Raw genomic sequence first — 13,769 nt, 5'->3', positions numbered from 1 at the left:
CAGCAAAAAGGCCGGCTTGCGCCGGCCTTTTCAGTGTCCTCGGTATTCCTACGGATGAACGATTATTCCGCAGGTGGCAGCGCCATCGGCTCCACTTCCGGCGCCGGCGGCACGACGGCCGCCTGCTTCTCGCGCTCGTCGAGGATCATCTTGTCGCGCTTCACGGCGACTTCGCGGATCTTCGCCATGGAGGCGCCGGTGCCTGCCGGGATCAGCCGGCCGACGATGACGTTCTCCTTGAGGCCTTCGAGCGGATCGACCTTGCCGTTGACCGCCGCTTCCGTGAGGACGCGAGTGGTCTCCTGGAACGAGGCCGCCGAGAAGAAGGAGCGGGTCTGAAGGCTCGCCTTGGTGATGCCGAGCAGAACCGGCGTCCCCGTGGCGATCTTCTTGCCCTCTTCCTTGGCCTTGGCGTTGATCTGGTCGAACTCGATCTTGTCGATCTGCTCGCCCGAGATCATGTCCGTGTCGCCCTGGTCAGTGACTTCCACCTTCTGGAGCATCTGACGGACGATCACCTCGATGTGCTTGTCGTTGATGAGCACGCCCTGGAGCCGATAGACCTCCTGGATCTCGTTGACCAGATAGGCCGCGAGTTCCTCGATGCCCTTGACCGCCAGAATGTCGTGCGGCGCCGGATTGCCTTCCACGATGAAGTCGCCCTTTTCGACGACGTCGCCGTCCTGAAGGTGGATGTGCTTGCCCTTCGGGATCAGGTACTCGCGCGCCTCGTCGGTCTTGTCCATCGGCTCGATCGAGATGCGACGCTTGTTCTTGTAGTCGCGCCCAAACCGGATAGTGCCCGCGATTTCGGCGATGATCGCCGCATCCTTCGGACGCCGAGCCTCGAACAGTTCCGCCACCCGCGGCAGACCGCCGGTGATGTCGCGCGTCTTGGCGCTTTCGGTCGAGACACGGGCGAGAATGTCGCCCGCCTGGACCTTGGCTCCGACGTCGACCGACAGAATGCCGTCGACCGACAGCATGTAGCGAGCATCGCCGCCACGGGCGAGCTTGAGCACCTTGCCGTCCTTGCCCTTGATCACGATGGCAGGACGCAGGTCCCCGCCGCCGCGCATCGAGCGCCAGTCTATGACCACGCGCTTGGCAATACCGGTGGCCTCGTCGAGCGTTTCCGAGATCGACTGTCCCTCGACCAGATCCTCGAAGCCGATGGTGCCTTCGACCTCGGTGAGGAGCGGACGGGTGTAGGGATCCCATTCGACGATACGCTGGCCGCGCTTGACCATGTCGCCCTCGTCGACGTGCAGGCGCGACCCGTACTGAATACGGTGCGTTGCACGCTCGGTGCCGTCGGCATCGACGATCGCGATCACCATGTTGCGAACCATCGCGACCAGGTGGCCTTCGCTGTTGCGGGCGATGGCCTTGTTCCGGATCACGATCTTGCCGTCGAAGTTGGATTCGACGAAAGATTGCTCGTTCAGCTGCGCCGCACCGCCGATGTGGAAGGTGCGCATGGTGAGCTGGGTGCCAGGCTCGCCGATCGACTGCGCCGCAATGACGCCGACCGCTTCGCCGTGGTTGACCGGCGTGCCGCGAGCGAGATCGCGGCCGTAGCACTTGCCGCAGATGCCGTTGACGAGTTCGCAGGTCAGCGCCGAGCGGATCTTCACCTCCTGGACGCCGCCCTGCTGGATGGCATCCAGATGGCTCTCTTCCATCAGCGTACCGCGCTTGAAGATCACCTTGCCCGTGCTGTCACGCACGTCTTCGCAGGCCGTGCGTCCGAGGATGCGCGAGCCGAGCGAAGCGACCACGGTGCCGGCATCGACGATGGCGCGCATCTTGATGCCGAGCTTGGTGCCGCAATCGTCCTGCGTGATGATGCAGTCCTGCGCGACGTCGACGAGACGACGGGTCAGGTAGCCGGAGTTCGCGGTCTTCAACGCGGTGTCCGCGAGGCCCTTGCGGGCGCCGTGGGTCGAGTTGAAGTACTCGAGCACCGAGAGGCCTTCCTTGAAGTTCGAGATGATCGGCGTCTCGATGATCTCACCCGACGGTTTGGCCATGAGGCCGCGCATGCCGGCGAGCTGGCGCATCTGGGCCGGCGAACCGCGGGCACCGGAGTGAGCCATCATGTAGATCGAGTTGATGTCGGCATCCGCCCCGCTCGCCGTCTTCTTGGTCGAGGAGATCTCCTTCATCATCGCCTTGGCGATTTCTTCCGTGGCCTTCGACCAGGCGTCGACGACCTTGTTGTACTTCTCGCCATGGGTGATCAGACCGTCGTTGTACTGCTGCTCGAAATCCTTCGCCAGCGTACGGGTGGTGTCGACGATCTTCCACTTGGAGTGCGGCACGACCATGTCGTCCTTGCCGAACGAGATGCCGGCCTTGAACGCGTTGTAGAAGCCGAGCGCCATGATGCGGTCGCAGAAGATCACCGTCTCCTTCTGACCGCAGTGGCGGTAGACCTGGTCGATCACGCCGGAGATCTCGCGCTTGGTCATCAGCTTGTTGATGATCTCGTACGGAACACGCGGGTTCTTCGGCAGCAAATTGCCCAGCATGACGCGGCCAGCGGTGGTCTCGATCCAGCGCTTGGAGATCTTGCCGGTATCGTCGATGCCTTCCCACCGGTACTTGATCTTGGTGTGGAGGTGGATGACCTTCGCGTGCAGCGCGTGTTCGAGCTCCGCCATCTCGCCGAAGATCTTGCCCTCGCCGGGCAGGCCTTCGCGCATGATGGAGACGTAATAGAGACCGAGCACGATGTCCTGCGACGGCACGATGATCGGCTGGCCGTTCGCCGGATGCAGGATGTTGTTGGTCGACATCATCAGGACGCGCGCTTCCAGCTGCGCTTCCAGCGACAGCGGGACGTGCACGGCCATCTGGTCGCCGTCGAAGTCGGCGTTGAACGCGGCGCAGACCAGCGGGTGGAGCTGGATCGCCTTGCCCTCGATCAGCACGGGCTCGAACGCCTGGATGCCGAGGCGATGCAGCGTCGGTGCGCGGTTGAGCAGCACGGGATGCTCACGAATGACCTCGTCCAGGATGTCCCAGACCTCGGGCCGCTCCTTCTCGACCAGCTTCTTGGCCTGCTTCACGGTGGTGGACAGGCCCTTGGCGTCAAGCCGCGAGTAGATGAACGGCTTGAACAGCTCGAGCGCCATCTTCTTCGGCAGGCCGCACTGATGCAGGCGCAGCTCGGGACCGACCACGATCACCGAACGGCCCGAATAGTCGACGCGCTTGCCGAGCAGGTTCTGACGGAACCGGCCCTGCTTGCCCTTGAGCATGTCGGCGAGCGACTTCAGCGGACGCTTGTTGGCACCCGTGATGACGCGGCCGCGGCGGCCGTTGTCGAACAGCGCGTCGACGGCCTCCTGAAGCATGCGCTTCTCGTTGCGGATGATGATGTCCGGCGCGCGCAGCTCCATCAGCCGCTTCAAGCGGTTGTTGCGGTTGATGACGCGGCGATAGAGGTCGTTGAGGTCCGAGGTCGCGAAGCGGCCGCCGTCCAGCGGCACCAGCGGACGCAGGTCCGGCGGAATCACCGGGACCACGGTCATGATCATCCATTCCGGCTTGTTGCCGGAGTGGCGGAACGCTTCCACGATCTTCAGGCGCTTGGCGAGCTTCTTGTGCTTGATGTCGGAGTCGGTCTCCTGCATCTCCGCGCGCAAGGTCAGCTCGAGCTTCTCGAGATCCATGCCCTTGAGCAGCTCGCGGATCGCTTCCGCGCCGATCATGGCGGTGAAGGAATCCTGGCCGTATTCGTCCTGCGCCTTCAGGTACTCGTCTTCCGACAAGAGCTGACGGTCCTTCAGCGCGGTGAGGCCCGGCTCGAGCACGACGTAATATTCGAAGTAGAGGATCCGCTCGAGATCCTTCAACGTCATGTCGAGCAGGAGGCCGATGCGCGAGGGCAGCGACTTCAGGAACCAGATGTGGGCGACGGGAGCTGCGAGCTCGATATGGCCCATGCGCTCGCGCCGGACGCGCGACAGCGTGACCTCGACCGAGCACTTCTCGCAGATGATGCCCTTGTACTTCATGCGCTTGTACTTGCCGCACAAGCACTCGTAGTCCTTGATCGGCCCGAAGATGCGGGCGCAGAACAGGCCGTCGCGTTCGGGCTTGAAGGTACGGTAGTTGATGGTTTCCGGCTTCTTGATCTCGCCGTACGACCAGGACAGAATCTTCTCGGGGCTCGCGATCGAGATCCGGATCTGGTCGAAGACCTGAGCCGGCGTCGTCGGATTAAAGAGATTCATAATTTCTTGGTTCATCGTCTTCTCCTCGCGTGCCGGTCGCCTCCGGCAGCAAATTCGAAAATCACTATGCGGGGCGCCCTGCCCTCGCGATTCCAGGACTGGGCGCCGATGCCCGGCCGTTCAGGCCGGGCATGAGGGTCGTATTACTCGGCCGCTTCCGCCGTCCCCGGTCCGACCTTGGAATTGTGCAAGTCGACGTTGAGGCCGAGCGAGCGCATTTCCTTGACCAGCACGTTGAACGATTCCGGAATACCGGCCTCGAAGGTGTCATCGCCACGCACGATCGCCTCGTACACTTTGGTACGGCCGGCGACGTCGTCCGACTTCACGGTCAGCATCTCCTGGAGCGTGTACGCGGCGCCGTAAGCCTCGAGCGCCCACACTTCCATTTCGCCGAAACGCTGGCCGCCGAACTGCGCCTTGCCGCCCAGCGGCTGCTGGGTAACGAGCGAGTACGGACCGATCGAACGCGCGTGGATCTTGTCGTCGACGAGATGGTGCAGCTTGAGCATGTAGATGTAGCCCACCGTCACCTTGCGGTCGAAAGCATCGCCGGTGCGGCCGTCATAGACGGTCGACTGGCCCGAAGCGTCGAGACCGGCAAGCTTCAGCATCTCCTCGATGTCGGCTTCCTTGGCGCCGTCGAACACCGGCGTCGCGATCGGAACGCCGCGGCTCAGATTGTGGCCGAGCTCGATCAACTCGTTGTCGTTGAGCGACTTGATCGTCTCGTCCTCGCCGTAGACCTTCTTCAAGGTTTCCTTCAGCGGCCGGATGTCCTGCTTCGACAAATAGGCATCGACCGTCTGGCCGATACGCTTGCCGAGGCCGGCACAGGCCCAGCCGAGATGGGTCTCGAGGATCTGTCCGACGTTCATGCGCGAGGGCACGCCGAGCGGATTGAGCACGATGTCGGCATGCGTACCGTCTTCGAGGAACGGCATGTCCTCGATCGGCACGATCTTCGACACCACGCCCTTGTTGCCATGGCGGCCGGCCATCTTGTCGCCGGGCTGGATCTTGCGCTTCACCGCGACGAAGACCTTGACCATCTTCATCACGCCGGGCGGCAATTCGTCACCGCGCTGAAGCTTTTCGACCTTGTCGAGGAAGCGCTGTTCCAGCCCCTTCTTCGACTCGTCGTACTGCTTCCGCATGGCCTCGATCTCGGCCATCAGCTTGTCGTTCGGCGAAGCGAACAGCCACCATTGCGACTTCGGGTACTCCTCGAGCACCGCACGGGTGATCTTGGTGTCCTTCTTGAAGCCCTTCGGACCGGCGATGCCCTGCCGTCCCTCGAGCAGCTCGGCAAGACGATTGTAGACGTTGCGGTCCAGGATCGCCTGCTCGTCGTCGCGGTCCTTGGCCAGACGCTCGATCTCTTCCCGTTCGATCGCCAGCGCACGCTCGTCCTTGTCGACGCCGTGCCGGTTGAACACGCGCACTTCGACGATGGTGCCCTGCACGCCCGGAGGAACGCGCAGCGAGGTGTCGCGGACGTCGGAAGCCTTCTCGCCGAAGATAGCGCGCAGGAGCTTTTCTTCCGGCGTCATCGGGCTTTCGCCCTTCGGCGTGATCTTGCCGACCAGGATGTCGCCGGCGCGCACTTCCGCGCCGATGTACACGATGCCGGCTTCGTCGAGGTTCTTCAGCGCTTCTTCCGACACGTTCGGAATGTCGCGGGTGATTTCCTCGGGTCCGAGCTTGGTGTCGCGGGCCATCACCTCGAATTCTTCGATATGAATTGAGGTGAACACGTCTTCCTTCACGATCCGCTCGGAGAGCAGGATCGAGTCTTCGAAGTTGTAGCCGTTCCACGGCATGAACGCGACGAGCACGTTCCGGCCGAGCGCGAGCTCGCCGAGATCGGTCGACGGACCGTCGGCGATGATGTCGCCCTTCTTGACGATATCGCCGACCTTCACCAGCGGACGCTGGTTGATGCAGGTCGATTGGTTGGAGCGCTGGTACTTCATCAGCCGGTAGATATCGACGCCCGACTTGGTCGGATCGAGATCTTCCGTGGCGCGGATGACGACGCGGGTTGCGTCGATCTGGTCGATCACGCCCGAACGGCGCGCCGCGATCGCAGCACCCGAGTCACGCGCAACCACGCCTTCCATGCCGGTGCCGACGAACGGCGCTTCGGCGCGAACCAGCGGCACCGCCTGGCGCTGCATGTTCGAGCCCATCAGCGCGCGGTTGGCGTCGTCGTTCTCGAGGAACGGGATCAGCGCGGCCGCGACCGAAACGAGCTGCTTCGGCGACACGTCCATGTAGTCGACCTTGTCCGGGGTCACCGGCAAGACTTCGCCGGCGTGACGGCAGACCACGAGATCTTCGGTGAAGCGGCCTTTCGGATCGAGCGGCACGTTGGCCTGCGCGACCGTGTAGCGGCCCTCTTCCATCGCCGAGAGGTACACGACCTCGTCGGTGACGCGACCGTCCTTGACCTTGCGGTAAGGCGTCTCGACGAAGCCGTACTTGTTCACGCGCGCGAAGGTCGCGAGCGAGTTGATCAGGCCGATGTTCGGACCTTCCGGCGTCTCGATCGGGCAGATGCGGCCGTAATGCGTCGGATGCACGTCGCGCACCTCGAAGCCGGCGCGCTCGCGGGTCAGACCGCCCGGTCCAAGTGCCGACAGGCGGCGCTTGTGGGTGATCTCCGACAGCGGGTTGGTCTGGTCCATGAACTGCGAGAGCTGCGAGGAGCCGAAGAACTCGCGCACGGCGGCGGCCGCCGGCTTCGCGTTGATCAGGTCCTGCGGCATGACCGTGTCGATGTCGACCGAAGACATGCGCTCCTTGATCGCGCGCTCCATGCGGAGCAAGCCGATGCGGTACTGGTTCTCCATGAGCTCGCCGACCGAACGCACACGGCGGTTGCCGAGATGGTCGATGTCGTCGATCTCGCCCTTGCCGTCGCGCAGATCCACCAGCGTCTTGATGACGGAGAGGATGTCTTCCTTGCGCAGCGTGCGCTGGGTGTCGGGCGCATCGAGGTCGAGGCGCATGTTCATCTTGACGCGGCCGACGGCCGAGAGGTCGTAGCGCTCGGCGTCGAAGAACAGCGACTGGAACATCGCCTGCGCCGAATCAAGCGTCGGCGGCTCGCCGGGACGCATCACGCGGTAGATGTCGAACAGCGCGTCCTCGCGCGTCATGTTCTTGTCGGCCGAGAGCGTGTTGCGGATGTAGGCGCCGACATTGACGTGGTCGATGTCGAGCAGCGGCAGTTCCTTGTAGCCCTGCTCGTTGAGAGCCTTCATCGACTTGTCGGTGATCTCTTCACCGGCTTCGGCGTGGATCTCGCCGGTCTTGGGATTGACGAGGTCCTCGGCGATGTAGTTGCCGACGAGCTCGGCATCCGACAGGCGCAGCGCCTTCAGACCCTTCTCCTGCATCTGACGCGCACCGCGCACGGTGAGCTTCTTGCCGGCTTCGAGCACGACCTTGCCGGTATCGGCGTCGATCAGGTCGTTGATGGTCGAGTAGCCGCGGAAACGATTGGCGTCGAACGGAACGCGCCAGCCCTCCTTGATCCGCTTGTACTGGATCTTCTTGTAGAAGGTACTGAGGATCGCCTCGCCGTCGAGGCCGAGCGCGAACATCAGCGACGTCACCGGAAGCTTGCGGCGACGGTCGATACGCGCATAGACGATGTCCTTGGCATCGAACTCGATGTCGAGCCAGGAGCCGCGATAGGGGATCACGCGGGCGGCGAACAGCAGCTTGCCCGACGAATGAGTCTTGCCCTTGTCGTGGTCGAAGAACACGCCCGGCGAACGGTGCATCTGCGAGACGATGACGCGCTCGGTGCCGTTGACGATGAAGGTGCCGTTCATCGTCATGAGCGGGATGTCGCCCATGTAGACGTCCTGCTCCTTGATGTCCTTGACCGACTTCGCGCCGGTTTCCTCGTCGATATCGAACACGATGAGGCGCAGCGTCACCTTGAGGGGAGCCGCGAAGGTCATGCCACGCTGGCGGCACTCGTCGACGTCGTATTTCGGCGGCTCGAACTCGTAGCGGACGAATTCCAGCATCGAGGTGCCCGAGAAGTCGGAGATCGGGAACACCGAGCGGAACACCGCCTGCAAGCCCTCGTCCGACCGCCCGCCCTGGGGCTCGTCGACCATCAGGAACTGGTCATAGGACGCCTTCTGAACCTCGATGAGGTTCGGCATCTCGGCCACTTCCTTGATGTGTCCGAAGAACTTGCGAACGCGTTTGCGACCGGTGAATGTCTGCTGCGCCATCGTGGCCTCTCATTTTCGTCGCCCGATTTGGGCGCGCCCTCCGGAACGCAGCGACCGCCGCTCCCCGGGTTGAATTTTTCGAACCCGTCTTGGGGGCCGGAGACTCAGTTTCAGGCAGGAATGTCCTGAATCTGTTCTTCAGACCTTCAAAACGCAAAACGACGCGCGGGGCGCAGGAGCGCGCCCGCCCGTCACAACCATCCTCTTCACGGACTGCAAAAGCCCGAAATAGCTTGCTCTCCCAACGGCTTACAGGGAAATGCGGCATCCCTGCCCACCGCGCTTTCGTGCTGCCGACCCGATATGGGGCGACATTAGTGCAGATTCGAGGGCTAAGCCCTCAAATCCCCACACTTTTTCGTGTTCGGCCTGCGTCGGGTCGTTCCGTCGCACGCCTTTTGCATCTGGCCCACCCTTTCGAGGAGTGGACCGAGATCCCGGCTGCGATGATGCTCACCGGGATCTCGTGCCAGTAAGCGATGCTTACTTGAGCTCGACCTTCGCGCCAGCCTTCTCGAGCTGGGCCTTGAGCTTCTCGGCTTCGTCCTTGTTCACGCCTTCCTTGACAGGCTTCGGCGCGCCCTCAACGAGGTCCTTTGCTTCCTTCAGGCCCAGGCCGGTGATGGCGCGGACTTCCTTGATGACCTCGATCTTCTTGTCGCCGGCGGCGGCAAGAACGACCGTGAACTCGGTCTTCTCTTCGGCCGGAGCGGCGGCAGCGCCACCACCAGCCGGGCCGGCCACGGCGACAGCCGCGGCAGCCGAAACGCCCCACTTCTCTTCGAGGAGCTTCGCGAGTTCGGCAGCTTCGAGCACGGTGAGGCTCGAGAGGTCGTCAACGATCTTCTGCAGGTCAGCCATTGTTCAGTTTCCTTGAATGTAAGTCTGGTTCGGGTTTGAGTTTTGCGAAGGGCGTCAGGCCGCTTCGCCCTTTGAGGCATAAGCCTGGATGACGCGCGCGAGCTTGCCCGCGGGCGCGTTGGCGAGCTGAGCGATCTTGGTCGCCGGGGCCACAAGCAGGCCGACGATCTTGGCGCGCAGTTCGTCAAGCGACGGCAGCGAGGCAAGTGCCTTCACGCCGTCGACATTCAGGACGGTCTTTCCCATCGAGCCACCAATGATGACGAACTTTTCGTTCGCCTTGGCGAATTCGATGGCGACCTTTGGCGCCGCTACCGGATCGTCCGAAGTGGCGATCACGGTCGGTCCCTTCAGCATGGGGCCGATGGCAACGACGTCAGTGCCTTCAAGAGCAATTTTGGCGAGACGGTTCTTCGAGACCTTCACCGAGGCGCCAGCCTGCTTCATCTGCATGCGCAGCTTCTGCATCTGGGCAACGGTCAGGCCGGAATATTGGGCAACGACCGCGACGCTCGTGGTCTTGAAGACCCCATTGAGCTGTTCGACCGCTTCCTTTTTTGCCGCTCGTTCCACAGCAAGCTCTTTCCGGTTGGCGGTCATCGCAAAAGCGGGACCGCCGGGTTGCACCCATCGTCCCGCCCAAACCTGAACCTCAGGGCCAAACCCATCGGACACGCCGGGCAAGACGACAATTCAAAGCCTGCCCTCCGGGAGCCCGTTAGAGCCCACGGCGTGTCGAGGTCCGAACCAAACCCATTCCGCAACCGACCCCAAGGTGGTCACGAAGTGAAATCCGGTCTTCACCCGTCTATGCAGGCCATGCGATTAAGCCGTTGAGAAATCGAAATTCCCCGCGGGCGCCTGCAGTCTTGGACAGGACAAGGTCAGCCGGCGAACCGCCCGACCTCTGCCCGCATCCCACACCCGACGAATTTCCCTCCTTTTCCAGCCAATCCTCACGGACGTCCTGAAAAGGAATGATCTCCATCGCTTGTTTTTCGGAATGCGTGCACGAACGCGCCAGCCAAGGCCGGTGCGTCCGGAAGCGGTTCTTTAACCGCTCGGAGCCTGCTTGCCAAGAGCAAAATTCACACCAGTTCCAATCCGTTGCCGCAGGCGCTTGACCCGGGCCGACAAGGGCCGATTCAGGCTCATTTGACCGCGTAAGGCAACCTCTTGCCCGCGAAAAACGCCGTCAGGTTCGCCAACACGCAGTTCTGCATGGCGACGTGCGATTCGAGGGTATGGCCGCCGATATGGGGGGCGAACACCGCGTTGGGCAGCGCCGTCAACGCGTCCGGGGCATGCGGTTCCTGGTCGTAGACGTCGAGACCGGCGCCGGCGATGGTCTTCTCGGTGAGCGCCACCACCAGGGCTTTCTCGTCGATCACCGAGCCGCGGGAGATGTTGACGACATAGCCGTCTGCGCCGAGGCGCTTGAGGATATCGGCGCTGACGGCATGCTGGGTCTCGGCTCCTGCCCGGACCGCGATCATCAGCACGCTGCACCAGTCGGCGAGCGCCTCCAGCGTCGGAAAATATTGATAGGGCAGATCGTATTTGCTGCGGCTGAAATAGCCGATTTCGCTCTCGAAGGCGGCGCAGCGCGCCGCGATCTTGCGGCCGATCTCGCCCATGCCGTAGACGCCGATGCGGCGGCCCGGCATCCCGGCCTGCGGGCGCATCATCGGCGAGGGCTTTGACGCGGCCCAATCGCCGCTTCGGACGTACTGGTCGGCAACCAGGATTCGCCGCGTCGTCGCGAGCATCAGGGTCATCGCGATGTCGGCGACCGAGGCCGCATTGGCGCCCGGGCTGTGTCCGACCGCGATGTCGCGGGCAACGGCGGCCTTCAGGTCAACACCGTCATACCCGGTGCCGTAGCAGACGATGGCGCCGAGCTTCGGAAACAGGTCCATCGCCTCCGCGCCCAGCGGCGTGCCGCCGGCGGTGAGCACCGCGCGGATGCCGCCGAGCTCGTCGGCCGAAAACACCTCGCGCGCAGGCTTGCCGGCCGTGTCGAGCAGCTCGAACCGCTCGGCGAAGCGCGCCATCATCGTCTTGGGAAAGCGCGAGTAGATCAGGACCTTGTCAGTCATTATTCTTGTTTCCGGTGAACGCCGTCACAAACGACGAGGGGCGGAATCGGTTGCCCAATTCCGCCCCTCGCCTCATGTCATTTTCAAACCTTAGCCGAGAATGGTGCCCGGCTCGACCTTCACGCCGGGGCCCATCGACGAGGACACCGCAACGCGCTGGATGTAGGTGCCCTTGGAACCGGCGGGCTTGGCCTTGGAGACAGCGTCCGCCAGAGCCTTGATGTTCTCGACCAGTTTTTCCTCGGTGAACGAGGCCTTGCCGACGCCAGCCTGCAGGATGCCGGCCTTCTCGACGCGAAACTCGACCGAGCCGCCCTTGGCACCCTTCACCGCACCGGTGACGTCCATGGTCACGGTGCCGATCTTCGGGTTCGGCATCAGGCCGCGCGGGCCGAGCACCTTACCGAGACGGCCGACCAGCGGCATCATGTCGGGGGTTGCGATACAGCGGTCGAAATCGATCGTGCCGTTCTGCACCTTCTCGACCAGGTCCTCGGCGCCGACGACGTCGGCACCCGCAGCCTTGGCCTCGTCGGCCTTGGCGCCACGGGCGAACACGCCAACGCGGAGCGTACGGCCGGTGCCGTTCGGCAAGGTCACGACACCGCGGACCATCTGGTCGGCGTGACGCGGATCGACGCCGAGATTGATCGCGACCTCGATGGTCTCGTCGAACTTCGCTTTCGCGCGTTCCTTGACCATCTTGATGGCGTCCGCGAGCGGGTAAAGCTTTTCGCGATCAATACCTTCGCGGGCTTTGTTCAAACGCTTTCCGATTGCCATGAGCCCTTACCCCGCCACTTCCAGACCCATCGAACGGGCAGAGCCCTCGACCATCTTCATGGCCGACTCGATCGAGTCGCAATTGAGATCCTTCATCTTCTTCTCGGCGATCTCGCGCACCTGCGCTTTGGTCACCGCACCCGCCTTGTCACGGCCTGGCGCCTTGGAGCCGGACTGGATTTTGGCAGCCTGCTTGAGGAAGAAGGACATCGGCGGCGTCTTCATCTCGAACGTGAACGAACGATCGGCGTAGATCGTGATCACGACGGGAATCGGGGTATTCTTCTCTTCCTTCTGGGTCTGGGCGTTGAACGCCTTGCAGAACTCCATGATGTTGAGACCGCGCTGACCGAGCGCGGGACCGATCGGGGGCGAAGGATTCGCCGCACCGGCCGGGACCTGAAGCTTCAGGTATCCGGTCACTTTCTTTGCCATGTATCACTCCTGTTGGGCCGGCCTGGGCCGGCGGTTTCAGGTTCGTGGTCTGGGTCGGATGCGGCTGGCAACCGCCCTCTCCCTCCCACGGCCTCTTGTTGCGCGAGACCGAAGCCCCACGCCTACCCGATCAGACCTTCTCGACCTGACCGAATTCCAGTTCGACCGGCGTGGCGCGGCCGAAGATCGACACGGCGACCTTCACGCGCGAGCGCGCCTCGTCGATTTCCTCGACCACACCCGAGAACGAGGCAAACGGGCCATCGGCCACGCGCACGTTCTCGCCGATCTCGAACGACACCGACGCCTTCGGCCGCTCCACGCCCTCCTGGACCTGGTGCAGAATGCGCATGGCCTCGGCTTCCGAGATCGGCATTGGCTTGTTCTCGGCGCCGAGGAAGCCGGTCACCTTCGGCGTGTTCTTGATCAGATGAAACGCCTCGTCGGTCAGCTTCATCTTCACCAGCACGTAACCCGGGAAGAACTTGCGCTCGGCGTCGATCTTGCGGCCGCGGCGCACTTCCGTGACCTTCTCGGTCGGAACCAGCACCAGCTCGAACAGCTCCTCGAGCCCGCGCTGCTTGGCCTGCTCGCGGATCGATTCGGCAACCTTCTTCTCGAAGTTCGAATAGGCGTGGACGATGTACCAGCGCTTGTCAGACAATTGAGCCGTTGCTGTTGCCATCAGTGAATGCCCAGAAGGAAGGTGATGAGGTAACGGATGATCTGGTCGGCGGCGAAGAAGAAGATCGAGGCCACGGCGACCATGACGAACACCATGATAGTGGTGATCGTGGTCTCGCGGCGGGTCGGCCAGGTGACCTTGGCGGTCTCCGAGCGCACTTCCTGCAAGAACTTGAACGGGCTGACTGCCATCGTTTGATGTCCAACGTCCGTCGACAGACGCGAATGAATTTCAGGGATCCGAACAGCCGCCGTTGGCCCAGCCCTCTGTCTCGAAGGATGAGCCGGAAACCGGGCTCGATTGTTCGGGGATTTCAAAGCCGCGCCGGAGATCCGCGTCTAACGGGCCGGCTGCGAGTGCGGGGTATCTACTGCGGATGGGACCAAAGGTCAAGATAGAGAGG

9 protein-coding genes are annotated in these 13,769 nt (G+C 62.9%); all 9 read right to left on the bottom strand.

The window, feature by feature from the left end; genetic code table 11:
• Nucleotides 1-62: 62 nt before the first annotated feature.
• On the bottom strand, nt 63-4,259 hold the full coding sequence (gene rpoC / locus AC0L3C_RS18140; protein WP_473263988.1) for a DNA-directed RNA polymerase subunit beta': 4,197 nt from the start codon (nt 4,257-4,259) through the stop codon (nt 63-65).
• A 128-nt stretch (nt 4,260-4,387) separates the two neighbouring features.
• On the bottom strand, nt 4,388-8,503 hold the full coding sequence (gene rpoB, locus AC0L3C_RS18135) for a DNA-directed RNA polymerase subunit beta (protein WP_007602996.1): 4,116 nt from the start codon (nt 8,501-8,503) through the stop codon (nt 4,388-4,390).
• Nucleotides 8,504-8,986: 483 nt separating this feature from the next.
• Complete coding sequence (rplL, locus tag AC0L3C_RS18130) at nt 8,987-9,364, bottom strand: 50S ribosomal protein L7/L12 (RefSeq protein ID WP_007602994.1); 378 nt, start codon at nt 9,362-9,364, stop codon at nt 8,987-8,989.
• Between the two features lie 54 nt (nt 9,365-9,418).
• Nucleotides 9,419-9,937: a 50S ribosomal protein L10 gene (rplJ, locus tag AC0L3C_RS18125; RefSeq protein WP_275168107.1), complete on the bottom strand. Its 519-nt coding sequence runs from the start codon at nt 9,935-9,937 to the stop codon at nt 9,419-9,421.
• 578 nt (nt 9,938-10,515) lie between these two features.
• Nucleotides 10,516-11,463: a 2-hydroxyacid dehydrogenase gene (locus AC0L3C_RS18120; RefSeq protein ID WP_473281184.1), complete on the bottom strand. Its 948-nt coding sequence runs from the start codon at nt 11,461-11,463 to the stop codon at nt 10,516-10,518.
• Between the two features lie 90 nt (nt 11,464-11,553).
• Nucleotides 11,554-12,246, bottom strand: a complete 693-nt coding sequence (gene rplA / locus AC0L3C_RS18115; protein WP_007602988.1) for a 50S ribosomal protein L1 — start codon at nt 12,244-12,246, stop codon at nt 11,554-11,556.
• Nucleotides 12,247-12,252: 6 nt separating this feature from the next.
• Nucleotides 12,253-12,681 carry a 50S ribosomal protein L11 gene (gene rplK, locus AC0L3C_RS18110; RefSeq protein ID WP_007602986.1) on the bottom strand — a complete coding sequence of 143 codons (429 nt, stop codon included), beginning with the start codon at nt 12,679-12,681 and terminating at the stop codon, nt 12,253-12,255.
• Between the two features lie 130 nt (nt 12,682-12,811).
• Nucleotides 12,812-13,366 carry a transcription termination/antitermination protein NusG gene (gene nusG / locus AC0L3C_RS18105; RefSeq protein WP_007602985.1) on the bottom strand — a complete coding sequence of 185 codons (555 nt, stop codon included), beginning with the start codon at nt 13,364-13,366 and terminating at the stop codon, nt 12,812-12,814.
• Nucleotides 13,366-13,557, bottom strand: coding sequence for a preprotein translocase subunit SecE (gene secE / locus AC0L3C_RS18100; protein WP_007611620.1), 192 nt, complete (start codon nt 13,555-13,557; stop codon nt 13,366-13,368). Before secE ends, nusG begins: the two co-directional genes overlap by 1 nt.
• Nucleotides 13,558-13,769: the final 212 nt, after the last annotated feature.

This window comes from Bradyrhizobium sp. WSM4872 (assembly GCF_055811715.1).
Note: the sequence above shows the minus strand (reverse complement) of the source record. Positions and strands in the feature narration are given on the sequence as shown.